The sequence below is a fragment of the Nocardioides ureilyticus genome, from assembly GCF_051280745.1.
Lineage (GTDB): Bacteria > Actinomycetota > Actinomycetes > Propionibacteriales > Nocardioidaceae > Nocardioides.
Window position 1 is genome coordinate 100,162 of the sequence record NZ_JBNCOG010000004.1, and the last position, 23,800, is coordinate 123,961.

The 23,800-nt window shown below is 73.0% G+C and carries 24 protein-coding genes; 13 read left to right on the forward strand and 11 right to left on the reverse strand.

The window, feature by feature from the left end; all coding sequences use genetic code 11:
* Positions 1–39 precede the first annotated feature (39 nt).
* The 12 genes from ACSMHG_RS03635 to ACSMHG_RS03690 all read left to right on the forward strand — a co-directional run bounded on the left by ACSMHG_RS03635 (position 40) and on the right by ACSMHG_RS03690 (position 11,606).
* Positions 40–1,089 (forward strand): sugar ABC transporter substrate-binding protein, encoded by a 1,050-nt coding sequence (locus ACSMHG_RS03635; RefSeq protein WP_435742025.1) that lies wholly within the window; start codon positions 40–42, stop codon positions 1,087–1,089.
* A gap of 41 nt (positions 1,090–1,130) precedes the next feature.
* A complete protein-coding gene (locus ACSMHG_RS03640; RefSeq protein ID WP_435742026.1) occupies positions 1,131–2,684 on the forward strand; it encodes a sugar ABC transporter ATP-binding protein in 1,554 nt (517 codons plus the stop codon).
* A gap of 97 nt (positions 2,685–2,781) precedes the next feature.
* The gene (locus ACSMHG_RS03645; RefSeq protein WP_435742027.1) at positions 2,782–3,693 is read left to right on the forward strand and encodes an ABC transporter permease; all 912 of its coding nucleotides are present in this window, start codon (positions 2,782–2,784) and stop codon (positions 3,691–3,693) included.
* The gene (locus tag ACSMHG_RS03650) at positions 3,690–4,535 is read left to right on the forward strand and encodes an SDR family NAD(P)-dependent oxidoreductase (protein ID WP_435742028.1); all 846 of its coding nucleotides are present in this window, start codon (positions 3,690–3,692) and stop codon (positions 4,533–4,535) included. The genes ACSMHG_RS03645 and ACSMHG_RS03650 overlap by 4 nt, the downstream gene beginning before the upstream one ends.
* A 1-nt stretch (position 4,536) precedes the next feature.
* A complete protein-coding gene (locus ACSMHG_RS03655) occupies positions 4,537–5,535 on the forward strand; it encodes a zinc-dependent alcohol dehydrogenase (protein ID WP_435742029.1) in 999 nt (332 codons plus the stop codon).
* Positions 5,536–5,603: 68 nt separating this feature from the next.
* On the forward strand, positions 5,604–6,392 hold the full coding sequence (locus tag ACSMHG_RS03660) for an SDR family NAD(P)-dependent oxidoreductase (RefSeq protein WP_435742030.1): 789 nt from the start codon (positions 5,604–5,606) through the stop codon (positions 6,390–6,392).
* Positions 6,389–7,081, forward strand: a complete 693-nt coding sequence (locus ACSMHG_RS03665) for a nitroreductase family protein (RefSeq protein WP_435742031.1) — start codon at positions 6,389–6,391, stop codon at positions 7,079–7,081. The genes ACSMHG_RS03660 and ACSMHG_RS03665 overlap by 4 nt, the downstream gene beginning before the upstream one ends.
* Positions 7,054–7,875, forward strand: coding sequence for an acetoacetate decarboxylase family protein (locus tag ACSMHG_RS03670; RefSeq protein WP_435742032.1), 822 nt, complete (start codon positions 7,054–7,056; stop codon positions 7,873–7,875). The genes ACSMHG_RS03665 and ACSMHG_RS03670 overlap by 28 nt, the downstream gene beginning before the upstream one ends.
* Before the next feature lie 21 nt (positions 7,876–7,896).
* A complete protein-coding gene (locus ACSMHG_RS03675; RefSeq protein WP_435742033.1) occupies positions 7,897–8,673 on the forward strand; it encodes an acetoacetate decarboxylase family protein in 777 nt (258 codons plus the stop codon).
* Positions 8,674–8,704: 31 nt separating this feature from the next.
* Positions 8,705–9,316 carry a TetR/AcrR family transcriptional regulator gene (locus ACSMHG_RS03680; RefSeq protein ID WP_435742034.1) on the forward strand — a complete coding sequence of 204 codons (612 nt, stop codon included), beginning with the start codon at positions 8,705–8,707 and terminating at the stop codon, positions 9,314–9,316.
* A 92-nt stretch (positions 9,317–9,408) separates the two neighbouring features.
* On the forward strand, positions 9,409–10,578 hold the full coding sequence (locus tag ACSMHG_RS03685) for an acyl-CoA dehydrogenase family protein (protein ID WP_435742035.1): 1,170 nt from the start codon (positions 9,409–9,411) through the stop codon (positions 10,576–10,578).
* Positions 10,575–11,606: a phosphotransferase family protein gene (locus ACSMHG_RS03690; protein WP_435742037.1), complete on the forward strand. Its 1,032-nt coding sequence runs from the start codon at positions 10,575–10,577 to the stop codon at positions 11,604–11,606. Before ACSMHG_RS03685 ends, ACSMHG_RS03690 begins: the two co-directional genes overlap by 4 nt.
* Before the next feature lie 30 nt (positions 11,607–11,636).
* Here ACSMHG_RS03690 and ACSMHG_RS03695 read toward each other — a convergent pair whose 3' ends face one another.
* Positions 11,637–12,740: an NAD(P)H-binding protein gene (locus tag ACSMHG_RS03695; RefSeq protein ID WP_435742038.1), complete on the reverse strand. Its 1,104-nt coding sequence runs from the start codon at positions 12,738–12,740 to the stop codon at positions 11,637–11,639.
* A gap of 131 nt (positions 12,741–12,871) precedes the next feature.
* On the opposite strand from ACSMHG_RS03695, the gene ACSMHG_RS03700 reads away from it, so the two are divergent.
* Positions 12,872–13,906: an LLM class flavin-dependent oxidoreductase gene (locus ACSMHG_RS03700; protein WP_435742039.1), complete on the forward strand. Its 1,035-nt coding sequence runs from the start codon at positions 12,872–12,874 to the stop codon at positions 13,904–13,906.
* Here the strand turns inward: ACSMHG_RS03700 and ACSMHG_RS03705 are convergent.
* From ACSMHG_RS03705 to ACSMHG_RS03750, 10 genes are all read right to left on the reverse strand, one after another.
* Positions 13,887–14,987 (reverse strand): MSMEG_0565 family glycosyltransferase, encoded by a 1,101-nt coding sequence (locus tag ACSMHG_RS03705; RefSeq protein WP_435742040.1) that lies wholly within the window; start codon positions 14,985–14,987, stop codon positions 13,887–13,889. The genes ACSMHG_RS03700 and ACSMHG_RS03705 overlap by 20 nt on opposite strands.
* Positions 14,984–15,817: a carbon-nitrogen hydrolase family protein gene (locus tag ACSMHG_RS03710; RefSeq protein WP_435742041.1), complete on the reverse strand. Its 834-nt coding sequence runs from the start codon at positions 15,815–15,817 to the stop codon at positions 14,984–14,986. Before ACSMHG_RS03710 ends, ACSMHG_RS03705 begins: the two co-directional genes overlap by 4 nt.
* A 13-nt stretch (positions 15,818–15,830) precedes the next feature.
* Positions 15,831–17,114 (reverse strand): MSMEG_0569 family flavin-dependent oxidoreductase, encoded by a 1,284-nt coding sequence (locus tag ACSMHG_RS03715; protein ID WP_435742042.1) that lies wholly within the window; start codon positions 17,112–17,114, stop codon positions 15,831–15,833.
* Positions 17,111–17,404, reverse strand: a complete 294-nt coding sequence (locus tag ACSMHG_RS03720; protein ID WP_435742096.1) for an MSMEG_0570 family nitrogen starvation response protein — start codon at positions 17,402–17,404, stop codon at positions 17,111–17,113. Before ACSMHG_RS03720 ends, ACSMHG_RS03715 begins: the two co-directional genes overlap by 4 nt.
* A gap of 1 nt (position 17,405) precedes the next feature.
* Positions 17,406–18,284: a carbon-nitrogen hydrolase family protein gene (locus ACSMHG_RS03725; protein WP_435742043.1), complete on the reverse strand. Its 879-nt coding sequence runs from the start codon at positions 18,282–18,284 to the stop codon at positions 17,406–17,408.
* Entirely contained in the window at positions 18,281–19,693 is a 1,413-nt protein-coding gene (locus tag ACSMHG_RS03730; RefSeq protein ID WP_435742044.1) for an MSMEG_0567/sll0787 family protein, read from the reverse strand. The genes ACSMHG_RS03725 and ACSMHG_RS03730 overlap by 4 nt, the downstream gene beginning before the upstream one ends.
* Positions 19,690–20,772 carry an MSMEG_0568 family radical SAM protein gene (locus ACSMHG_RS03735; RefSeq protein WP_435742045.1) on the reverse strand — a complete coding sequence of 361 codons (1,083 nt, stop codon included), beginning with the start codon at positions 20,770–20,772 and terminating at the stop codon, positions 19,690–19,692. The genes ACSMHG_RS03730 and ACSMHG_RS03735 overlap by 4 nt, the downstream gene beginning before the upstream one ends.
* Positions 20,773–20,782: 10 nt before the next feature.
* A complete protein-coding gene (locus ACSMHG_RS03740) occupies positions 20,783–21,307 on the reverse strand; it encodes an MSMEG_0572/Sll0783 family nitrogen starvation response protein (protein WP_435742046.1) in 525 nt (174 codons plus the stop codon).
* Positions 21,308–21,358: 51 nt separating this feature from the next.
* Positions 21,359–22,183 carry an amidohydrolase family protein gene (locus tag ACSMHG_RS03745; protein WP_435742047.1) on the reverse strand — a complete coding sequence of 275 codons (825 nt, stop codon included), beginning with the start codon at positions 22,181–22,183 and terminating at the stop codon, positions 21,359–21,361.
* Positions 22,184–22,304: 121 nt separating this feature from the next.
* A complete protein-coding gene (locus ACSMHG_RS03750; RefSeq protein WP_435742048.1) occupies positions 22,305–23,795 on the reverse strand; it encodes an aminobutyraldehyde dehydrogenase in 1,491 nt (496 codons plus the stop codon).
* Positions 23,796–23,800: the final 5 nt, after the last annotated feature.

Genomic DNA, 23,800 nt, shown 5'->3' on the forward strand with positions numbered 1-23,800 from the left:
ATCCACCCATGTGATCCACCTGCCTTCAAGGAGCACGGAATGAAGCGCACCATCCGCATGACGGCGGTCGCCGTCGCTGCCACTCTCTCGCTCGTCGGTTGTTCGATGGACAGCGACGAGCCCGCCAGCACAAACACGCCCGACAGCAGCGAGAACGGCGGCGACAGCGGCGCCGAGGAGGCCACCGGTCCGGTGGAGGACCTCGAGATCGGATTCGTCGCGGTCAACCTCAACTCGCCGAGCATCAACGGCATCAAGGACCAGTTCGTCGAGGCCGCCGAGGAGAAGGGCTGGTCGGTCGAGGTCTTCGACGGCCAGGGAGACCAGGCCGCCACCAACAACGCTGCCAGCGACTTCATCAGCCGCGGCGTCGACGTGATCGTCAACAACTCCTCGCCGAACGCCCAGATGACGGGCGTGATGGAGGAGGCCGAGTCCGCCGGGATCCCGTTCGTGTCCATCTACGGGGGCTTCGTCGAGGGCGTCGACGCGGAGATCGGGACGAACGAGTTCATCAACAGCAGCCTGGTCACCGCCGAGATGGTGAACCGTCTCAACGGCGAAGGTCGCGTGGTCAAGCTGAACTGGACGGTTCTGCAGGCGCTGCGCGACCGGGACGCCGGCTTCGAGGCCGTCATCAGCGAGAGCCCGGACATCGAGGTCGTCCGTGAGATCGAGGTCAAGGTCCCGGGACAGGTCGACGACACCTACGCCCAGCTCACCAACCTGCTCCAGTCCGACAAGGACATCGACGCCATCTGGCTCGGCTGGGACGAGCTGGCGCCGCCGGCTGTGCGCGCGATCGAGGAGGCCGGCCTCGAGGACAAGGTCTTCGCGATGGGCTTCGACGGCAACGCCTTCGCGTGGGACCTGATCCGCGAGGGCTCGCCCTACGTCATGGAGCCGGCCAACCCCTTCCCGCTGATGGGTGGCAAGGCGGTCGAGACGATCGAGACGATCGTCGGCGGTGGCGAGCTTCCCAGCAAGGTGATCTACATGAAGCCCTGCCTGGTCAACGAGCAGACCGTGCCCGCGGAGGGCGAGGAGCCCGACTGGGAGAACTGCGCGTACTTCCCGGGCGAGATCTGAGCTGTCCACCTCACCACGGACGAATCGACAGGCGAACTGACGTGACGAAGCAGCACGAGCCGGGGCGGGAGAACACCTCCTCCCGCCCCGGCCCGCTCCTGAGGGTCCGCGACGCGGTCAAGGACTACCCGGGCACGCGGGCACTCGACCACATGAACTTCTCCCTCGAGGCCGGGGAGGTGCACGCGCTCCTCGGCGAGAACGGCGCGGGCAAGTCCACGCTCATCAAGGCGCTGGCAGGTGCGCTGCCCCTGAGCTCCGGGACGATCGAGATCGATGGCCAGCCGGTGGCCGTACGCAGTCCGCAGCGTGCGCAAGCGCTCGGCGTCTCCGTCGTCCACCAGCACGGCAATCTCGTTCCCGAGCTGTCAGTCACCGAGAACGTGCTGATGGTCGAAGGCCTGGGACGTCGCATCGGCCTCCTGGTCGACTGGCGAAGCGCCCACCGCCGCACCCGCGACCTCCTCGACCGGGTGGGGCTCCCCGGGCTCGATCCGGAGCGAGAGGTGTCCACGCTCGGGCCGCACGAACAGGCCATGGTCGCGGTCGCCAAGGCGCTGGCCAGCAACGCCCGCGTGATCATCCTCGACGAGCCGACGACGGCGCTCCAGCCAGCGGAGGTGGACACCCTCTTCACGCAGATGCGCAAGCTCGTGGGGGAGGGCATCGGATTCGTCTTCGTGACTCATCGCCTGGGCGAGGTCTTCAAGGTCTGCGACCGGATCACCGTCATGCGTGACGGGGCGCTGGTCGGGACCTGGCAGGCCGAGGAGCTCGACCACGACTCCTTGGTCGACCAGCTCGTGGGCCAGGAGAAGTCGATCTCCCACGAGGCGCACCGGTCCGCCACCGAGGTCGGGGCGGTCGTGCTCGAGGTTCGTGACCTGCGCGGCAACGTGCTGCGCGGGCTGGACTTCGTGGTTCGCGCCGGTGAGGTGGTGGGCGTCGCGAGCTTGCCGGGCGAAGGTGCCGAGCAGGTGGTGGAGTCCCTCTACGGCCTGTGCAAGGCGCAGGGCGAGGTGCTGATCAAGGGCAAGCGGGAGCGGATCCGCACCCCGCAGCAAGCGGTCGCTGCGGGAATGGCCCTCGTGCCGCGGGACCGGCTCGCGCAAGGCCTGGTCAGCGGCCTCTCGATCCGGGAGAACGCGACCCTGGCCACCACAGGGTCCTACACCAGCGACCCGGTCCTGCGCTGGATGCGCAAGGGCAAGGAGCGCCGCGACGTCGCCGAGGTGATGTCCCGCCTGAGCCTGAAGAGCGGGGGGCTCGAGAGCGAGGTGCGCACCCTGTCCGGCGGCAACGCGCAGAAGGTGGTCATCGGCCGCTGGCTGCTGCGCGACGCAACGGTCTACCTGCTGGACTCGCCCACCGCTGCGGTGGACGTCCACACCAAGGCCGAGATCTACGGCCTCGCCCGCAGCCTCGCCGACAACGGCGCCGCCGTGGTCTTCACCTCCACCGAGCTCGAGGAGTTCGTTCGTGTCTGCGACCGGGTCCTCGTCCTCCACGACGGCGAGGTCGCCGGCGAGGTCGCCGGCGAGGAGATCACCGTCAACTCGATCATGCGTCTGTCCTTCGGGAGGAACAGTGTCTAGCCCAGCAGTGGCCGAGTCGTCCCAGACGACCGGCGCGCGGCGAGAGACGTCGACGAGCGACAAGCTCATCGACCTCGTGAGTCGCTACGGAACCATCGTGAGCCTCCTGGCATGCATCGCCATCTTCAGCCTGATGCAGCCGGACGTCTTCGCCACCAGCCAGAACTTCTTCAACGTCCTCAATCAGGTCTCGATCCTCGGCATCATCGCCCTGGGCCTCACTGTCGCGCTCGTGCAGGGGCTCTTCGACCTCAGCCTTGCCGGCATGGCCACCCTTGGCGGCTACTTGGTCTGCAAGTGGCTGGCGGACGGCACCATGGCCAGCCCGGTCCTCGCGGTGCTCGTCGTGCTGGCGCTCGCGCTGGTGATCGGCGCCTTCAACGGCGTGGTGGTGGCCTACGGCGGCGTCTCGGCATTCATCGTCACGCTGGCGGTGGGCTCCATCCTCACCGGCGTGGTGCTCGGCGTCTCGGACTCCCAGACCGTGCTCTCCGGGATCCCCGATGGGTTCCTGATCATGGGGCAGGGCGAGATCGGCCCGATCCCGATGCCGGTGGTGTTCCTCGCCATCGTCGCGCTGGTGCTCTACGTCCTGCTCGAGCAGACCCAGGTCGGTCGGCACATGTACGCCATCGGCGGCAACTCCGAGACGGCACGGCTCTCGGGCATCCCGGTCAAGCGGTACGCACTGATCGCGCTCGGCATCTCCGCAGCCTGCGCCGCCCTCGGCGGCATGATCGTCGCGGCAAACCTCGGCGTCGGCCGGCCCCAAGGCGTGGGCGACACCTACTTGCTCGACGCGTTCGCCGCTGCATTCATCGGGGCCTCCACCCTGCGTCCGGGCCGGTTCCACATCATGGGCACGGTCATCGGGGTGCTGCTGATCGGCGTCATCAACAACGGCCTGTCGATCATGGGCGTCGAGACCTTCTGGCAGTACGCCGTGCGCGGCATCATCCTGCTCCTCGCCGTCTTCGCCGCGAGCTTCCTCGTGATGAGGCGTCGATGACCGGGACCGGCGGCCAGCCCGAGGCTCGGGTCGTCGTCGTCACCGGCGGTGCTCGGGCGGGCGGCATGGGGCGCGCGATCGCCGAGTCGTTCCTGCGGCAGGGGGACACGGTGGTGCTCTCCGACGTCGGCGCACCGCTCGACAGCCATCCCGACTACGAGGTCGCGCCCTCGGAGCACCTCGCCCAGGCGGCCACCGAGCTCGGCGCGCTGGGGACGGTCACCGCCGTGCCGTGCGACGTCACCAGCGAGGAGCAGGTGACCGCGCTCTTCGACGCCGCGATCGACGAGCACGGCCGCGTCGACGTCCTCGTGAACTGTGCGGGTCTCGCGATCGGGCTCTCGCCCGTCACCGAGCTCTCGCTCGCCGACTGGCGGGTCAACATCGACGTGATGGCGACCGGAGCTTTCCTCTGCGCACGTGAGGCGGCGCGCCGGATGGTGCCCCAGGGCAGCGGCCGGATCATCACGATCGCCTCCCAAGCGGGGAAGACCGGTCAGCCGCTCCTGGCCGCCTACTCGGCGGCGAAGTTCGCCGTGGTCGGACTGACCCAGAGCATGGCCGCCGAGCTGGGCGAGCACGGGGTGACGGTCAACGCGATCTGTCCCGGCACGATCGACACCCCGCTGCTCGCCGTGAAGGGTGGGGTCTACGAGACGTTCTCGGGCGCCGCCGGGCGGACCGAGGAGGACTACCGCCGCAGGCTGGCCCGCCAGATCCCGGCTCGCCGCTTCGGCACGCCCGAGGACGTGGCGGCCGCGGCCGTCTACCTCGCCTCCGACGGCGCCTCGTTCGTCACGGGTGAAGCGCTCAACGTCACCGGTGGACAGGAGATGCACTGACATGTCCCGGCCACTGGGTGCCGTGCTCCACGGTCCGACCGACGTCCGCGTCGAGGCGCTGGAGCAGCCCGAGGTCGGGCCGCGCGACGTGCTGCTGGACGTCGAGGCGTGCGGCGTCTGCGGGTCCGACCTGGCGTCGTACGCGCACGGCCACTACGTCGAGCCGGGGCAGGTGATGGGGCACGAGCTCTCGGCGACCGTGGCGGTCGCGGGGGCGGAGCTGGCAGGGCTGGCGCCCGGCACGCGGGTCGCGGTCCGGCCGATGCGCTCGTGCGGCGAGTGCGCCTACTGCCAGGACGGTGACACCCACCTGTGCGGGTCCACGGCCGGGCGCTCCCTCGGCTACGGGGCCCAGGGCGCCTTCGCGCAGCAGCTCCACCTGCCCGACGTGGTGGTGGGCCTCGACGTGGTGCCCGTGCCCGACGGCACCGACCCGTACGACCTGCTGTGGGCCGAGCCGCTCGCCGTCGCGCTGCACGCGGTCGGCCTCGCGGGCGGCACGGCCAACCGGCGGGTGCTGGTCACCGGCGCCGGGGCCGTCGGCCTCACCGTCGCCGCAGCCGCCCTGGCGCAGGGGGTGGCCGTCCACGTCGTCGAGCCCGTGGCCCACCGACGCGACGCCGCGGAGCGCCTCGGCGCCACGGTCTCCACCCCGGACGACTCCCTCGGGGACGAGGTCTACGACGCCCTCCTCGACGCCTCCGGGGTCCCGGCCGCCGTCAGCGCCGGGCTGCCCCTGCTCTCGCCGACCGCACCGGTGGTCCTCGTCGGCCTGAACGACGCGCCGGTGCCGTGGCCGGTCGACGGCCACCCCCTCATCGGGTCCTTCGGCTACGTCGACGCGGACTTCGCGCAGGCGGTGGACCTCATCGTCTCCGGCCGGGTGTCGCTCGGCGACCTGGTCACCCACCGGTACCCGCTCGACGAGGCGGCCCGCGCCCTCACGGCCCCCCGACCGGACGACCACGTCGTCAAGGCGGCCGTCGTGCCGAACGCCTGACGAGTCCCTCAGTTCCTGCCCCCGAACGTGCCGCAGCCCCGCTCCGGCACTCGCAGCAAGGAGAACCCATGACCAGCCCTTCCCCCGCCCGCGACTCGCTCGAGTTCACCCTCACCGGCCATCGGGTCTGGGTCACGGGTGCCAGCCGCGGCCTGGGACGCGCCATGGCGCTCGGGTTCGCCGCGGCGGGTGCCCGGGTGGCCCTCACCGCCCGTTCCGCGGAGGCGGTCGCGGAGGTCGCCGCGGAGGTCGAGAGCGCGGGCGGCGAGCCGCTGGTTCTCGTCGGCTCCGTCTCCGACGGTGCTGCCGTGAGCGCGGCCGTGGACGCGATCCGGGACGCCTGGGGCGGGCTCGACGCGCTGGTCAACTGCGCGGGCGTGAGCCCAATCTTCAAGCGGGCCGAGCTGGTCGAGGACGACGAGTGGCGACACGTGATGGACGTCAACGTCACGGGCACGTTCCTGTGCGCCCGGGAGGCGGGCAGGCTCATGCTGGGATCCGGCGGCGGCGCGGTCGTGAACATCTCGAGCATCCACGGGCAGGTCGGCATGGACCGGATGGCCCCCTACTCCGCCAGCAAGGGCGCGGTCGACGCGCTGACGAGGACCCTCGCGCTCGAGTGGGCCGAGCGTGGGGTGCGGGTGAACACCCTGTCGCCCGGCTACTTCGAGACCGACATGACCGAGGCGCTTCGGGGCAGCGAGAAGTGGCGCGGCCACCTGCTGTCGAAGATCCCGCTCGGCAGGTTCGGCGTGCCCGAGGAGATCGTCTCCGCAGCGCTGTTCCTCGCCTCGGACGCCTCCGGCTTCATGACCGGGTCGAACATGGTGGTCGACGGCGGCTGGACCGCCGCATGAGCGAGGCCACCGACGTCGGGGTGTGGGAGGCGCTCTACACGACCCGCGCCATGCGACGCATGCGGCCAGACCCCGTCCCCCTGGAGGTGCAGGCCCGGATCATGGACGCCGCGGTCCGGGCGCCGAGCGGGGGTGACTCCCAGGCGTGGCGCTTCCTGCTGGTCGACGACCGCGCGGTCGTCGACCGGCTCGCCGGGCCCTACCGTGAGGCGGTCGACCTGCTGTGGCGTGGTCACTACGCCGCGCAGGTCGCCGCTGCGGAGGCGGACCCGGACGCGCCGGCGTCGGTGCGCTTCCGCCGGCTCCGCGCCAGCGTGCAGCACCTGGCCGACCACTTCGCGGACGTCCCGCTGCTCTTCTTCGCCTTCTCCCGCAACGACCGGGACGGCAGCTCGACCTACCCGGCCGTGTGGTCGGCGATGCTGGCCGCCCGCGCACAGGGCGTGGGCAGCGCGATGACCAACGTGCTCGACGTCTTCCGGCCCGACACCACCAAAGCGGTGCTGGGGGTGCCGCCGGACCGGGGCTGGACGCTCGCGGCCACCGTCGCGATGGGCTACCCCCTGGGCCGCTGGGGCGTGGCGCCCCGCCGGCCGGCCCACGAGGTGACCTACCGCAACCAGTGGGGCACCGCCCCGGGGTTCGAGACCACCGAGCCGCTGTGGTCGCCGGACCGCGGTACGGCGTGAGCGCGCCGGCCGTGCCGTGCTCCATGCCGGCCGCCGCCCCGCTCTACCCGCCTCCGCCCTACGAGTTCCGTGGCGCCCGCCAGACCTGGGTCGTCTACGAGGCGGACCCGGCGTCCCTCGCAGGCCACCTCCCCGCCGGCGTGCGCCCGGACAGCGACCCGGCGGTCTGCGCCGCGTGGGCCTGCCACTACCCGACCTCGACCTTCGGGCCCTACCTCGAGGCCTACCTCGTCGTTCGCGTGGAGGTCGGCGGTGAGCGCTTCTGGTACCAGCCGGTGATCGTGACCGACGCCGAGGCGCCGATGGCGGCCGGTCGGGAGCTGTGGGGCTACGGCAAGAAGCTGGCGGCGCTCACCTGGTCCGGGCAGGCCGCGGGGCGCCCGGGCGGTGAGCAGCTGGTGATGATGGTCGAGCGGCCGCGCGGCGTGCGGCTGATGACGCTCTCCATGCAGCCCGAGCGGCTCCTGCCGGCCGACGAGCTGGTGTCGTCGGAGACCGCGGAGATGCTGCCCACGCTCAGCCATCGGTTGGTGCCCTCTGCCGAGGCGGGTCGCCCGCCGAGCGTCGACGAGCTCGTGGCGGTCGACGTGCGCGCCCGGTCGCACCGGGGCGCGGACGGGCGCCTCGAGCTCTGGCGGGGCCGGGGCGCGGTCGAGCTCGGATCGGCCAGCGCAGCCGACCCCTGGCACGTCTTCGCGCCGGTGCGGGTGCTCGACGCCTTCACCTCGCTCACCGACTTCACGCTTCCGCTGGGCCGGGTCGTCCCCCGCCCCGGAGATCCGCAGGACACCTGATGCAGACGTCGAGGAGATGAGATGGGCTACCGCCGTACCCCCGAGGAGATCGCCGCCGTGCAGGCGACCCTGGCGGACGTGGAGTTCGTCGGCGGGGAGTCGCTCAGCGTGGACTTCCTGACCCGGCCCGACACCGTGCGGGCGCTCCTGCCCGCCGAGCTGGACCCCGGGGCCTCGCCGCGGTTGACGGTCCAGGTGAGCAGGTGGCGGAGCAGCTGTGTCGGCGACTTCGCGGCCTCGGCCGTCTACGTGAGCGCCAGCCACCGCGGCGTTCCGGGCGACTACGTCCTGTGCATGTTCATGGACAGCGACGTCCCCACGCTCTTCGGGCGCGAGCTGTACGGCGAGCCGAAGAAGATCGGGACGTCGACCCTGTGGCGCAACGACGGCCACATGACCGGTCGTCTCGAGCGTCACGGCGCGCGGCTCGTCGAGCTGGAGGCCGACCTGGGCGAGGACCGTGGTCCGGTGGAGGTGGTCGGGCGCAACTACAACGTGAAGTACGAGCTCCGCCCCGACGGCACCCTCGCGGGCGCGCCGACGCTGATGCGGGCGGAGTTCGCCCAGCGCACGACCGTCGTGCGCCGGGGCCCCGCCAGGCTCCGGCTGCAGGGCACGGTCCACGACCCGCTCCACGAGCTGGAGGTGCTCGACCTGCGCGACGCCGTCTACGTCGAGACGGGGATGAAGGCCACCTGTGCCCCGGTGGAGTCGATGGACCCGGATGCGTTCCTGCCCCTCGCGCTCGGCCGCTGCGACTACTGGCCGGCCCTGGGGACGGCCCGCCTGCCCGCCTGAGGGTCCGCGCCGGATCCCTAGAGTGGCGACCATGACCTCTCCTGATGCGGAGGACTGGCGCGCGTACGGGCCCCCGTCACTGCCGCGAGTGCTCGACGCGGCACTGCAGCGGTTCGCCGAGCAGGGCTACCACGGCACCAGCATCCGCGACCTGGCCGCGGATGCCGGCCTCTCCGTGCCCGGGGTCTACCACCACTACCGGTCGAAGCAGGAGATCCTGCTGGCGCTGATGATGGCGGTGATGGACGAGCTCCTCGAGCGGAGTGCCGCGGCGCTCGCGTCGGCTCCCGACGATCCGTCAGCCCAGTTCGACGTGCTCGTCGAGTCGCTCCTGCGCTTCCACATGTTCCGGCGACGCCAGGCGTTCGTCGCCTCCAGCGAGATCCGCAGCCTCGCCCCGGAGAACCGACGGCGGTACGTCGAGCGCCGCGACGAGCAGCAGCGGATGCTGGACCGCGTGGTCGTCGCGGGCACGGACGCGCGGGCCTTCGGCACGCCGTACCCGGTGGACGCCTCGCGCGCGGTCGCGTCGCTCTGTGTCGGGGTCGCCTCGTGGTACCGCGACGACGGTCCGCTCGAGCCCGACGAGCTCGTCCGGCGGCACCTCGTGCTCGCCCGGGGCCTGGTCGGCGCGGCCGGCTGAGGCTGCGCGGAGGGATTGACCGGTCGCATGCGGGGTGCGACACTCGTGTCCCGAGCGAGCGATCGGTCGGTGGCCGCGACGAAGGAGGACCGATGAGTGACCTGGTGAGCCGGACGAGGGACTTCGTCCGGGCGAGCGTGCTGCCGCTCGACGACGAGCACGACGGCGACATCGAGGCGGCCGGCGGCGACGACCTCCGTGTCCGCCTGCAGGCCCTGGCCCGGGAAGCCGGGGTCTTCGCGCCGCACGCGCCGGTCGACTGCGGCGGCCAGGGCCTCGGCATGGTCGATCGGTCGGCCGCCTTCGAGGAGGCCGGGTACTCGCTCTTCGGTCCGCTCGCGACCGGGATCGCGGCGCCCGACGAGGGCAACGTCCACCTGCTCGCCCACGTGGCGACCGAGGCGCAGCGGGCGACGTACCTGCAGCCGCTGGCCCGCGGGGAGGTCCGCTCCGCCTTCGCCATGACGGAGCCGGCGCCGGGTGCGGGCAGCGACCCGTCGGCTCTGCTGACCCGCGCGACGAAGGTCGACGGTGGCTGGGTCGTCAACGGCCGCAAGTGGTTCATCACCGGCGCCGACGGCGCCGGCTTCTTCATCACGATGGCGCGCACCAGCGGTGAGCCCGGCGACGGCGGCGGCGCCACGATGTTCCTGATGCCGGGCGAGACCGAGGGCCTCGAGGTGGTGCGCCACGTCGGCACGGTGGACCGGTCCATGGTGGGCGGCCACTGCGAGGTCTCCTTCACCGACGCCTTCGTCCCCGACTCGGAGGTGCTCGGCGGGGTCGACGAGGGCTTCCGCTACGCCCAGGTCCGCCTCGGGCCAGCCCGGATGACCCACGTCATGCGCTGGACCGGCGCCGCCCGCCGGGCCCACGAGGTCGCGGTCCGTCACGTGGCCGGGCGCGAGCTCTTCGGGTCCCGGCTGGCCGACCTCGGCATGGTGCAGCAGATGATCGCCGACAACGAGATCGACCTGGCCGCCACGCGAGCCCTCCTCCGGGTCGCGTGCGAGGAGCTCGACGCGGGGGAGCGCGCCTCGAAGAGCACCTCGATCGCCAAGACCTTCGCCGGCGAGGCGCTGCACCGGGTCGTCGACCGCGCGACGCAGATGTGCGGCGGCATGGGCGTCTCCACCGAGCTGCCCGTGGCGCGGATCGCCCGGGAGATCCGCCCCTTCCGGATCTACGACGGGCCCTCGGAGGTGCACCGCTGGTCGCTGGCCAAGCGTGCGGTGCGTGCCGCGGAGAAGGAGCTGGCGTGACCGCTCCCGCGGCAGCCGGGCTCTCCGCGGCGGACCTGACGGCGGTGGCCGACCGGATGGCCGCCGCCGGGGTCGCCGTCGCGGGCCCGCTGGAGGCCCGCCTCATCGCCGGTGGCCGGTCGAACCTGACCTTCCGCCTGGACGACGGAGCCGCCGCCTGGGTGCTGCGGATGCCGCCCAGGCTCGGTCGGACGCCCTCGGCGCACGACGTCGCCCGCGAGTACCGCGTCACCAGTGCGCTCGCTGCCGCCGGCGTTCCCGTGGCCCGCCCCGTCACCCTGTGCGAGGACGAGGCGGTCATCGGCCTGCCGTTCGCCGTGGCCGAGTTCGTCGAGGGACGCACGGTCCAGTCCCGGGCCGACCTCGAGCAGCTCGACGACGCCACCGTGGAGTCGACGACCGGTCGCCTCGTCGAGACCCTCGCCGCGCTGCACGACCTCGACCACGTCGCGGTCGGGCTGGAGCGGTTCGGCCGACCCGACGGGTACGCCGCGCGCCAGCTGCGCCGCTGGTCCGGGCAGTGGGAGCTGGTCGGCGACCCGGCCCTCGAGCCGCTGGCCGGCGAGCTCGCCGGCCGGCTCGGTGCCGTGACGTTCGACCAGCGGTCGACCGGCGTGGTGCACGGCGACTACCGGATCGACAACACGATCCTGTCGTTCGCGCCGGACGGGCCCGCGGTCGAGGCCGTCGTGGACTGGGAGCTCTCGACCATCGGCGACCCGGTCGCCGACGTGGCCATGATGTGCGTCTACCGCCACGAGGCCCTCGACCTGGTGCTGGGCTTCGCCACCGCCTGGACCAGCGACCGCCTGCCGAGCCCCGACGAGCTGGCCGAGGCGTACGTCTCCGCCGGCGGCGTGCCGCTGCAGGACTGGGACCAGCACCTGGCGCTGGGGTACTTCAAGCTCGCCGTCATCGCCGCCGGGATCGACCACCGGTACCGCGCCGGCGCCGCCCACGGCGAGGGCTTCGACACCGCCGCGCAGGCGGTGCAGCCGCTGCTGGAGCAAGGGCTGGCGCGGGTCTGACGGGGCGGTGGCCGCGCGTCGGCTGTCGGGTCAGGCGCCGCGGCCGGGCAGCACGCGCCGGCGCGCGAGCACGTCGAGCCAGTACCGCAGGGTGTCCTCGGTGTCGAAGCACGGCCGGAAGCCCGCCTGCCGGATCTTGATGGTGCTCACGAACCGCGGGAACACCTCCGGCAGGTCGCCGAGGTTGAAGCAGAGATCGGCGTAGTGGTGTGACTCCCCGAGCACCTGGGCCAGGGTCAGCGGTCGCAGGTCGTGCTCGGCGACGACGCGGTCCCAGGTCGTTGCGTGCTCGGGCATGAAGGTCGCCATCTGACGGGGCGTGTCCGGGCCGGCCTCGACGTCGAGGGCGTCGGCGATGGCGGGCCAGAGGTCGCGCCACTCGAAGACGTCGCCGTTGGCGAGGTTGAAGATCTCCCCTCGAGCGGCCGGGGCCTCGGCGGCCCACTCCAGAGCCAGGGCGCACAGGCGTGCGTCCACCGCCTCCCACACGTACGACTCGCCGCCCGGGAAGCCGAAGGGCAGACCCTCGGCGCGGCAGATGGCGCCGTACGCGCCGATCACCGGGACCAGGTTCATGGCGGCGCCGAGTGCCCCGCCGAGGATGAGCTGCGGTCGCAGGACCGTCCAGCCGAGGCCCCTGTCGGCAGCCAGCTCGCGCAGGTGGTCCTCCTGCAGGAAGTAGAAGTTCGCGTGGTCGTCGCGAGCGGCCCGCTCCCGCGCCGGGATCGGGATCGGGTGGAGGTGGGCGCCGTACGCCTTGGTGCCCTGCAGCAGCGACACGTGCTCCAGGCCCGCGGCGTGGTCGCTCAGCGGACCGAGGAGGTTGCGAAGCATGGCGTCGTTCACCGCCATCTGGTCGTGCTCGGTCCAGCCGTCTACCAGCCCGGGCTTCTCGTAGAGCGCGGCGTAGACGAGGTGGGTGGCATCGCCGAGGGAGCGCACGACCCGGTCGACGTCGTCGCGGTCGCGGAGGTCGACGGGCAGGTGTCGGTAGCGCCCCGGATCGGGCGCTGCCTCGAGCTCCGGCTCACGGCGCGACAGCGCCACCACGGCCCAGTCCTCCCGGCTGAGCATCCGCTCGACGACCGCCGAGCCGACCACTCCGCTGGCACCTGCCACCACCATCGTCCGCATGCTGACTCCTATCGACTGGTCGGTCGAATCAACGTAGCGATGTGGTTGCCATCACACAACACCCCGGCGCATCATGGAGGCACCAGTCCCGACCGGCCGGTTGGTTCGACTCTCGTCCCGAGGAGCAGCGCATGAAGTTCGGATACATGCCCGACACCCACGGCGGCCCCTACGACCAGCCGTTGCCGGACCGAGAGCGGTCCGCCGACTTCGCAGAGCACCTGGTGCGCGAGGCGGTGGTGGCGGAGCAGTCCGGGTTCGACGGCGCGTTCGTCCCCGAGCGACACGCCCGTACGGAGACCATGTGGCCCGATCCCCTGATGGCGCTGATGGCCATGGCGACGCAGACCTCGACGATCCAGCTCGGCACCTGCGTGCTGCAGCCGGCGTACTACAACCCGACGCACCTCGCCGAGCAGGCCGCGCTCGTCGACGTCGTCAGCCGCGGACGGCTGATCCTCGGCGTCGGTGCCGGCTACCACGAGGGCTACTTCAAGCACTTCGGCGAGCCTTTCGAGGACCGGTTCGGCCGATTCCGGGAGTCCGTCGACTTCCTCCGCACCGCCTGGCGTGGCGAGCGCTTCGACTGGGCAGGGAAGCACTGGCAGATGAGTGACGTCCTGGTGAACCCGCGGCCCTACCAGGAGGAGGGGCCGGCGCTGTGGTTCGCGGGGACGACGGAGGCGGCCGTGCGACGCGCGGGCCAACGGGGCGACGGCTTGGTGCTGCTGGGCTTCTACGACCCCCTCGAGCAACGGCGTCGGATCGTCGACCTCTACCGCGAGGAGGCCGCCCGGGCCGGCCGCAAGCCGGTCGTCGCGCAGCTGCTCGACGGCTTCGTGGCGGACACCTTTGAGGCGGCCAGGGCCACCTTCGGCGACCTGTGGGTCGACGAGATTGCCTACTACCTGCGCTGGGGCATGATCGAGCTCTCCGACGAGATCCGCTCCCTCGGCGACGCGACGTTCGAGAACCTCCAGAAGTACATGGTCGTGGGGTCGCCGGCTGACGCCGCCGAGACGGTCGGTCGCTTCCGTGACGAGATGGGCCTCGGCGACGACGACTGGATCATCCTGCGCTCCCGGTTGCCGCAGGGCCCGTCCTACGAGGAGGCCCTCGGCTCCATCAGGAAGTTCGGGGACGAGGTCATCCCCCTGCTTCGGTGACCGCCGCGGACATGAGACGGCCGTAGAGCTCTACGTGCCGCCGGGCCGCTGCCTCCCAGGTGTACGACGCCGCGAGCGTGCGTCCAGGCTCCGGGTCCGGCGGGTCGTCGAGCACCTGCCCCAGTGCTCGGGCGATCGACGCCGGGTCGGTCGCGTAGGACACGGTCGGGCCCAGGACCTCGCGCAGCACGGGCAGGTCGCGCGCCACCACCGGGACACCCGCGGCGAGCGCCTCCATCGCAGCCAGGCCGAACCCCTCCTTGGTGGAGACCATGGCGAGGGCGGCCGCCTGCGCCACGAGCGCGGGGAGGGCCTGCTCCTCGATGGTGCCCACGACGACGGGCTCGACGCCCAGCTCGGCGGCGCGGGCGTCGAAGGCGGCCCGGTAGTCGCGGTAGTCGAAGAGCGTCTCCCCGCCCCCGAGCACCAGCTGCAGGCCGGGCCGGCTGTCGCGCAGCGGCGCGAACGCCTCGAGCAGGTCGATGCTCCCCTTGCGCGGCTCGATCCCGCCCAGGGCCAGGACGTACTCCCCGAGCCGGTGCGCCCATGCCGCGCGGCCCGCGGTGTCGTCCGCGCCGGCGGCGAAGCGGGCTGCGTCGACGCCGTTGGGGATCACGGTCGGGTGCAGGCCCCACCCGGCGCGGACCTCCTCGGCCACGGCCGCCGACACGCAGATGCGCGCCACCGGCTCGACGACCGCCCGCTCGTGGCAGGCCGCCAGCTCCGGCGTGGAGAACTGGTCGAGGTGGTGGATGGTGCGCACGCACGGCATCGCGGCGTTGGCGCTGATGCAGTCCTGGGCGTGCACGACGTCGTACGGCGCATGGTCGAACGCCTCGCGCAGCGTCGCGATCGAGCGGACGATCCGCGCGCCGACCGGCTCGTCCTCCTGCGCCTCGAACGGGACGGCCCGCACCCCGACAGCGGGGTCGACCGGTCGGAAGAACGTCGTGTCCCCGCCACGTGCGAGCGTCCACACGTCCACCTCCACGCCGAGCGAGGCCAGCGCCTCCGCGAGGGCGAGCGTGTGGACCACGCCGCCGCGGGGCCGGGTGGAGTAGGTGAGGAGCGCGACCCTCACGGCCGGTCCTCGCGGGCGTAGGCACCCGGGCTGAGCTCCGCCAGGTGGTGCAGCACCCGTCGGGAGCGGGCGACCTCGGCGGCGACGTCCACGTCGGCCACGGCCAGTCCGCCCTTCGAGGACGTGCGGGCCAGGACGTCGCCGCCCGGGCCCACGACCTTCGCCTGGCCCAGGAACCGCAGCCCGCCCATCACGCCGGTCTGGTTGGCCGAGACCCACACGACCTGGTTCTCCGCCGCCCGCGCGCAGTCGTAGAGGTCGAACAGGCGGGACTGGCGGTCCTGCGGCAGCCGGGACGCACGGTCGGTCACCGACGCAGGCCAGGCGGAGAGGCAGGCCAGCACCGTGGCGCCGTCCAGCGCCAGGGTCCGGGCCGCCTCGGGGAAGGTCTTGTCGTAGTCGATGAGCAGGCCGACCCGGCCGACCGGGGTGTCGAAGGGGTCGAAGGACGACCCGGCGGCGTAGACGAGCGCCTCCCCGGCGGGCTGGTGCACCTTGCGGTGCCGGCCGAGGACACCGTCGCCGCTCACGCAGAGGGCGGCGTTGTGGAGCCGGTCGCCCGACGCCTCGGTGTAGCCCAAGCAGACCACCATGGGGCCGGCCAGCGCGATGACCCGGCGCACCTCCCAGGAGTCCTCGGTCAACGCGGGCGGCAGCGTCCCCGGGTCAGGGTGGCGCAGGTCGGACAGGTAGCCGCCGAGGGTCGCGTCGGGCAGCGCGAGGAACTCGACCCCAGCGTCGCGGGCATCGCCGAGGATTCCCTCGACCTTGGCGAGCGCACGACCGAGGTCCCGGCCGAAGTGCGCCGCGACCGCCCCCAGTCGCGTCACGACCGCACCACCCTCACCCGGCGACGAGGGCCGGTGCGGTCCGGCCCAGGTGCGCGGCCAGCGTCTCGGTGACGTGCTCGGCGTCCCGGGCGATGCCGTGGAACCGGCCCGACCCCCACGTGTGCAGCCAGGGCAGGCCGAGGAAGTACAGGCCGGGCGTGGCCGTCACGCCGCGGTGGTGGGTCGGGCGACCGGACCCGTCGAAGACGCCCACCTCCACCCAGCGGTAGTCGGGTCGGTAGCCGATCGCCCACACCACCGAGGTGACGCCCGAGGCCGCGAGGTCGAGCACGGCCGGCTCGGCGGGCGGCGTCCAGACCGGCTCGTACGTCGACGCCGGCGGCGCCTCGATCCCCTGGTCGTCGATCCACCGGTCGATGTCCCGGCAGATGGAGTTGTAGACGGCATCGGCCTTGTCCAAGGACTCGGCCAGTGTCGGCCGGAACCGCAGGGACCTCCCGGCGCTTCCCTCGACCAGCCCGTCGAGCAGGCCGTAGAGGCGCATGCCGTCCGCCGCGAACGCCCGCAGGTCGATGTCCCGACCGCCGTCGCGCCCGGTGACGTAGTGGTTGGTCTTCTCCCTCGCAGCGAGACCGCCCGGGTACTGCGCGACGGCGGTGTCGTAGAGGCCCATGTCGGCCAGCCAGGTCATGCAGTCGCGGCCCCGGTAGGTGCGGGCGACGCGCGGCGCGTCCCCGAGCGCGAGGTGGACCCGCCGCCCGGCGAGGTGGAGGTCCTCCGCGATCTGGGCGCCGGACTGACCCGAGCCGACCACGAGCACGGAACCGTCGGGCAGCTGGTCGGGGTTGCGGTAGTCCGCGGAGTGGAGCTGCGTGACCGACGGGTCCAGCGCCGGCGCCCACGGCGGGACGATCGGCAGGTGGTAACCGCCGGTCGCCACCACGACGGCCTCGGCATCCCACGCCTCCGACCCGTCGGGACCGTCGGCCTCGACGAGGAAGCCGCCGTCCTCCCGACGCGTCATGCGCAACACGCGGGTGTGCTCGCGCAGGGGCGGCCCGAACGTCGGCGCGTAACCGGCGAGCCAGGCGACGACCTCGTCCCGGGACATGAAGCCGTCCGGGTCGGGGCCGTCGTAGGCGTATCCCGGCAGCCGGCAGTGCCAGTTGGGGGTCACCAGCGTGAAGCTGTCCCACCGGCTGTCAGCCCACTCGTGGGCGGCGGTCGAGGCCTCGAGGACGACGTGGTCGACGCCGTCACGGGTGAGGAACCAGCTCGCGGAGAGGCCGGCCTGGCCGCCTCCGACGACCACGACGGAGGTGCGGTGCGCGCTCACGAGTCGGCCCCGGGCAGCGGCGGGCGGAGGGCGACCACCTCGACGACCTCGTCGGGACCGTAGGTCGCGGCGGAGCGCCGGACCTGCTCGCTCGACGCGGCGGCCGAGGTGCAGGCGAAGCCGAACCTCTTGCGCACCCGCTCGCTGGCGACGGCCAGCGCCGTCGTCGACCGCTCGGTGAAGTCGCTGACGGAGTACGTCGCGCCCTCCGCGAGGTGGTCGTGGACCACGAGCGACGGGCTGTAGCAGTCCTCGACGCGGCCGTCGGGCCAGCGCACGGTGAAGGTCATCTCAGGCACGGACGGGCTCCCTCGGATCGGCCGTGACGTCGTACGCCTCGGGGCGCCGGTCACGGAGGTGGAACATGGCGCGCCGAGCGGTGTCGAGCTCGACCCGGATGTCGAGGTCGGCGACGGCCATGCCGGCGCCGGTGCCGGTCTCGGCTCGTACGTCGCCGCCCGGGCCGACGATCTTGGCGTTCCCGACGAACCGCAGGGAGCCGAAGGTGCCGGTCTGGTTCGCCGAGACCCACACGACCTGGTTCTCCAGAGCCCGCGTCCGGTCGAAGAGGTCGAACCGATGCCGCCAGCGGTCGTCGGCCACGTCGCCGGCGGTGGCCGTGCGCGAGGCCGGCCACGCCGAGATGCAGGTGACCACCTCGGCGCCGTCGAGGGCCAGGGAACGCGCTCCCTCCGGGAAGGCCTTGTCGTAGCAGATGAGCGTGCCGAGGCGTCCGACCGGCGTCTCCACGACCGCGAACCGGTCGCCGGCCAGGTAGTGGAGGTCCTCGCCCAGCGGCTGGTGCACCTTGCGGTGCACGTGGAGCACGCCGTCGCCGCTGACGACGGCCGCGGAGTTGTAGCGGTCGCGCCCGTCGGCCTCGCAGAACCCGACGACCACGGTCAGGTCGCCGGCGAGTGCGGCCACCCGACGCAGCTCCGGGCCGTCGGCGTCCATCGCCGGCGGCAGCGAGTCGGGCGCCTCGTCGTGGGAGCCGTCGCGCCCGCGGCCGAGGACGGAGAGGTAGCCCCCGAGGCTGGCCTCGGGCAGTGCGAGGAGGGAGACGCCGCGCAGGCGTGCGGCGGCGACGTGGTGCGCGATGGCGGCGAGGTTCTCCTCGACGTCGCGGCCGAAGCTGCCCGCGACGGCCGCGAGGGTGGTGGTGGTCATGCTGCTCCCAGTCCGGTCACGGGCGAGCTGATCGCCTCGGTCACGACACCGTCGGGCCAGCGCAGGCCGACCCCGGTGCCCTCGGTCAGCTCCCCGAAGGTCCGCGAGGTGACGAACGGCGGCAGCGGCGCGTCCGTGCGCCCCGCCTCCGCGGTCACCATCGCGAACCCGGGGAAGCAGGTCAGCCAGTCGGCGGTGCGGGCCCCGTCGGGAGCCGGCACCGCCGCGACGTCGACGACCGCTCGGCAGCCGCTCGCCTCCGCGAGCATCCCGGTGGTGCCGACCAACCCGCTCATGCTCACGTCCTTCGCCGCCGCGGGCGCCAGCGCCGGTACGACGCCGGCGAGCGCGCGCAGCTCGGCGGGTGCCCGGTGCGAGGAGGAGTCCCACTGGGTGCCGGTGTACCCGGGTCGCCAGCCTCCGCCGAGGTCGGCGGTGACGCGCAGCGCGTGTCCGGGCCGGCCGCCAGCGCCCGGCACCGGCCGCGTGGTCCGGCCCAGGGCGGTGACCGACAGCGCGGCGGGCACCCCGAGCTGGGTGTGCCCGCCGAGCACGGGGACGCCCCAGGCCTGTGAGGCGTCGGCCAGGCCACGCAGCACCCGTCGGGCGAAGGAGGCGTCGCGGGCGCCGACGGCGTCGAGGAGCCCGACCGGGGCGGCGCCCATGGCGGAGAGGTCGTTGAGGTTCACCAGGGCGGCGCACCACCCGGCCCACTCGGGGTCGCGCTCGACCATCGACGGCAGGATCGCGTCGCAGGCCGCCACGACGTCCGTGCCGGGCACCGGGGCCCCGTCGTCACCGAGGTAGCCCTCGCCGCTGTCGACCAGGCCGTCGAGCAGCCCGCCGAGGGCCGCCTTGGTGGCGTCGGCCAGCCGCTGGACCCGGCCGATCGGCCAGTCGACGAGCACGTGCGGATGGCCGTGGAGGTGCACCCGCTCGCGGGGGACCCAGCCGAGCCGACGGAACAGCCGCTCGTGCTGGGCCTGCACCGTGGCGTCGAAGCGCAGGGCCCCGGCGGCCTCGGCAGCGGCGCAGGCGGCGCGGACGAGCGCGGCTCCGACGCCCAGGAGCAGGCGGGATCCCGAGGCGACCACCAGGCGGCTGCCCCGCCACCACCCGAGGTCCCGGTCGCCGGCCGCCGGGTGGCGGACGGGGTGCAGCCGCACACCTCCCAGCACCTCGCCGCCGGGGCGTCGGGCGACGAGGACGATCGTGCGGGGGTCGTCGTCGACGTCGTCGCGGTCGGTGCCGTCGAAGAGCCCCTGCTCGGCGACGAACACCTCGCGCCGCAGGCGCTGGTACGCCGCCAGGTCGGCCGCGCCGGCCGGGACGACCACGAAGCCGTCGAGCGACGCCGCCGGTCGCCGGGAGCCGGTGAGGACGACGTCCGAGGCGGTGAGCGCGCTCATCCGGCGTCCCGGCCACACGCGGCGGACATGGAGTCCAGCGCCGAGCACGCCCCGCAGGCCGCGCACCCGGCCGCCTGGTCCGCCCCGGCCATGCCGGCCTCACGGAGCAGCGCCGCGACGCGGGCGGTGACGCCGTAGACCAGCTTGTGCGGCGGCGCGGGCACGCCGTCGACGTCGGTCGCCAGGGTCCCCGCGAGCGGGCGGAACGGGACGACGAAGGGGTAGACCCCCATCGCGATGAGCTCCGCGCAGCCGGCGACCAGGTCGTCGGGGTCCTCGCCCAGACCCACCAGCAGATACGTCGACACCTGGTTCCAGCCGAACACCCGCACCGCCTCGGCCCAGGCGGCGCGGTACTCCGCCATCGGCACCGATCCCTTGCCCGGCATCCACCGCCGGCGCACCTCGTCGTCGAGGGACTCGACGTGGATGCCGATCGACCGCGCCCCGGCGTCGTACAGCTCCTGAATCGTCGCCAGGTCCCCCGGCGGCTCGCACTGCACCTGGATCGGCAGCTCGGGCAGCACCTCGCGCACCGCCCGCACGCAGCGGGCGAGGTGAGTGGCGCCGCGGTCGCGGCCGTTCGACGTTCCCGTGGTCATCACCATCTGGGTGACGCCGTCGAGCTCGTGGGCCGCCCGGGCGACCTCGGCCAGCTGCGCCGGGCTCTTCACCGCCACCGTGGATCCCTGCGTGAGGGACTCCTCGATGGCGCAGAAGCGGCAGCGCTCGCTCTCGGCGTACCGCGTGCAGGTCTGCACGACGGTGGTCGCGAGCACCCGGTCGGAGTGGAGGCGGGCGATCTTCTCGTAGGGGATGCCGTCTGCGGTGACGAGGTCGTAGAAGCGGGGGCGGCCCACCGTCTCGACGCCCATGCCCGTGTCGGCGCCATCGAGCAGCAGCTTGCCGCCACGGACTGAGTAGGGGCTGCGGGGGTTGAGGGGGACGGCCGCGCCGACACCGTCCAGGAGGACGTGTCCGTCGTCGCTGGGCCCCGCGCCGGAGCGGCGGGAGACGGGGGCGTCGAGCAGCCGGATGCCGCGGATCGCGACATCCACGCGGGTGTTGGGCGCGGCCATCGTCTCGCCCTCAGAGGTTGTAGACGGAGTTGATGATGGCGCCCTTGTTGGCGAAGTGGATGACGCAGTCCTGCACGTCCAACGGGTGGCAGGGCACCACGCCCTCGATGAGGTCCTCCTCGCGGCAGCCGTGCAGCGCCATGCCGAAGCGGCAGCAGAACACCGTGCCGCCCTCGCCGATGAAGGTCTTGATCGAGTCGTTCATGTTCTGGTTCCCCGGGAACGCCACGTCGCCGGTCGTGGGGAAGCCCCGGGTGTCCATGCACGCGAGCGCTCCGGGCCCGTAGAAGTAGAGGACCGACTCGAAGCCCTTGCGGAGCGCGCGGGTCGCTTGAAGCACGGCGACGAAGCTCACCGAGGACTCGTGCGGGATGCCGTGCACCAGCGTCAGGTAGCTCTGGCCTTCGCTGGCCTGGTAGTCGGGGAAGATCTTGGTCGAGCCGTAGAGGTTGGTTCCCTTGGCCTGGGAGGGGTGCGGGATCTCCTGCACGGACTTCTGGATGTTGGTCATGATCTCGTCGTCGAACGCGGACATCGCTTCTCCTGGTGCTCGGTGCGGCATCGGGTGGGTGGGTGGTGCGGTCTCTCAGCCGTAGAGGGCCTCGAAGTTCTGGTGGAAGAAGGCATCGGCGAGGGCGCCGTCGCCGGCGGCCGCGGCCAGCCGGGCGTGCTCGCCCGCGAAGTCGCCCCAGGGCGTGTCCGTCGCGAAGAGCACCCGGTCGTGCCCGGTGCCGCGCCGTTCGACCTCCTGGGCCAGCCAGGTCGGCGCGAAGCCGATCGCCCAGCTGGTGTCGGTGTAGACCTGCTTGCCGGCCTCGATCCAGTCGAAGAACCGGCCGCCGATGAGCTTGAGGTGTCCCGACATCCCGCCGCCCAGGTGGACCAGGTGGATGCGAGTCGCGTCGCCGTACCGCTCGACGAGGCGGCCCACCTGGTCGACGTCGCTGGCCGCGCCGGGGCTGGTGTGGACGTGCACCACGAGACCGAGGTCCGCGGCGGTCGTGAAAACCCGGTCCAGCTGCTCGGCGCAGTCGGGGTCGGTGGGGGAGCCGCCGAGGAGGAAGCTGGTCTTCAGCGCAGCCACGCCGTCCTCACGGGCGAGGCCGAGGGCCTCGTCGTTGCGGGCCGCGTCGGAGGCCTTGGGGGAGACCCACAGACCGCACCGCACCCGGTCGTCGGCCTGCGCCGCCTCGAGGGCGAGCTGGTTCAGGCCGAACGCGACGTCGGGGTCGGGCACGCCGTAGTTGGGCAGGACCAGCGCCCGCTCGACGCCCTCCGCATCCAGGTCGCGCAGGAGCTCCGCGACCGTCGCCCGGGCGGTGGTGTCCGGGCTGATCGGAGGCCCTCCGTAAAACGGGTACGCCGGCAGCACGCCGATGTGGCGGTGGGCGTCGTGGGGCTTGCGGGCCATGCCGAGGAGCCTCGGGCTCTACGGTTTCGGACTGGTTTCGCCCGGAACACCGTTCGCTACCCGGTCTGTTAGATCCGCGTAACCGGCGTTCGGCCGGTCATGCGGGCCGCCTTGGTGAACCTCACGCCGGGCGGAAGGAGTCGTGCGCGTCCCGGGCGGCGTGCTTGAGCATCACGTGCTGGGTGACGGTGTACTCCAGGACGGCCTCGTGGCTCATGTCCTTGCCGAAGCCGCTGCCCTTGACGCCGCCGTGCGGTGCCTCCGAGGCGATGGGGAGGTGGTCGTTCACCCAGGTGACGCCGGCCTCGATCCGGTGGGCCACCCGCAGCGCCTTCCCGACGTCGCCGGTCCACACCGACGAGGCCAGTCCGTAGGCGCTGTCGTTGGCCAGGGCGACGGCCTCGTCCTCGCTGTCGAAGCCGCTCAGCACCAGCACGGGGCCGAACACCTCCTGCTGCACGATCTCGGCGTCCTGCGCGGCGCCGCGCAGCAGCGTGGGCGGGTAGTAGCCGCCCGGCCCGGCCGGCACCTCGCCGCCGGTGAGCACCTCCGCGCCGGCCTCGACCGCCCGGGTGACGAAGCCGTGGACCCGGTCCCGGTGCTCGACCGAGACGAGCGGCCCGATGTCGGTGGCGGGGTCGTGCGGGTCGCCCCAGGTCACCGCCGCCATCCGCTCGGCCAGCAGCCGGGCGAGCTCGTCGGCCACCGTGCGCTCGACGTAGACCCGGGTGGCCGCGGTGCAGTCCTGGCCCGAGTTGTACGTCGAGGCCATCGCCAGCGCCCCGGCCGCGACCGGGAGGTCGGCGTCGGCGAAGACCAGCGCCGGGGCCTTCCCGCCCAGCTCGAGGTGGACCCGCTTGGTGGCCGACGACGCGCTCTCCATCACGGCGCGCCCGGCGCCGGGGGAGCCGGTCACCGACACCATGGCCACCCGGGGGTCGGCGACCAGCGCCTGGCCGACGTCCGCGCCTCCTGTGACGACGTTGAGCACGCCCGGCGGCAGGCCGGCCTGCGCCGCGAGCTCCGCGAGCCGCAGCGTCGTGCTCGGTGTCTGCGGGGCCGGCTTGAGCACCATGGTGTTCCCCGCCGCCAGCGCGGGGCCGACCTTCCAGATCGCCATCACGAGCGGGAAGTTCCACGGCGCGATGCCGGCGACCACCCCGAGCGGCCGGCGCACCAGCATCGAGGTGAACCCCTCGCTCAGGACGCCCGCCCCCGTGCCCTCCAGGGAGCGGGCGGCGCCGGCGAAGAAGCGGAGGTTGTCGGCGCCGAAGGGCAGCTCGCCGTCGCGGAAGACCGGCACGGGCTTGCCTGTCTCGGCCACCTCGAGCGCGGTCAGCGCCTCCGCGTCGGCCTCGAGCAGGTCGGCGAGCCGCAGCAGCATTCGGGCACGCTCGCCCGCCGTCCGCGCCGACCAGGCGGGGAAGGCGGCAGCCGCGGCGTCCACCGCCGTCCGCACGTCGTCCGGAGAGCCCTGTGCGACGACGGAGGTCACCGCGCCGGTCGCCGGGTCGAGGAGCGAGGCGGCGGTGCCGCTGCCGGGACGGCTGACGCCGTCGACGTGCAGGCCGGGGATCTGGCCGGGGGTCTGGCCGGGGATCTGGTTCGTCATGTGGG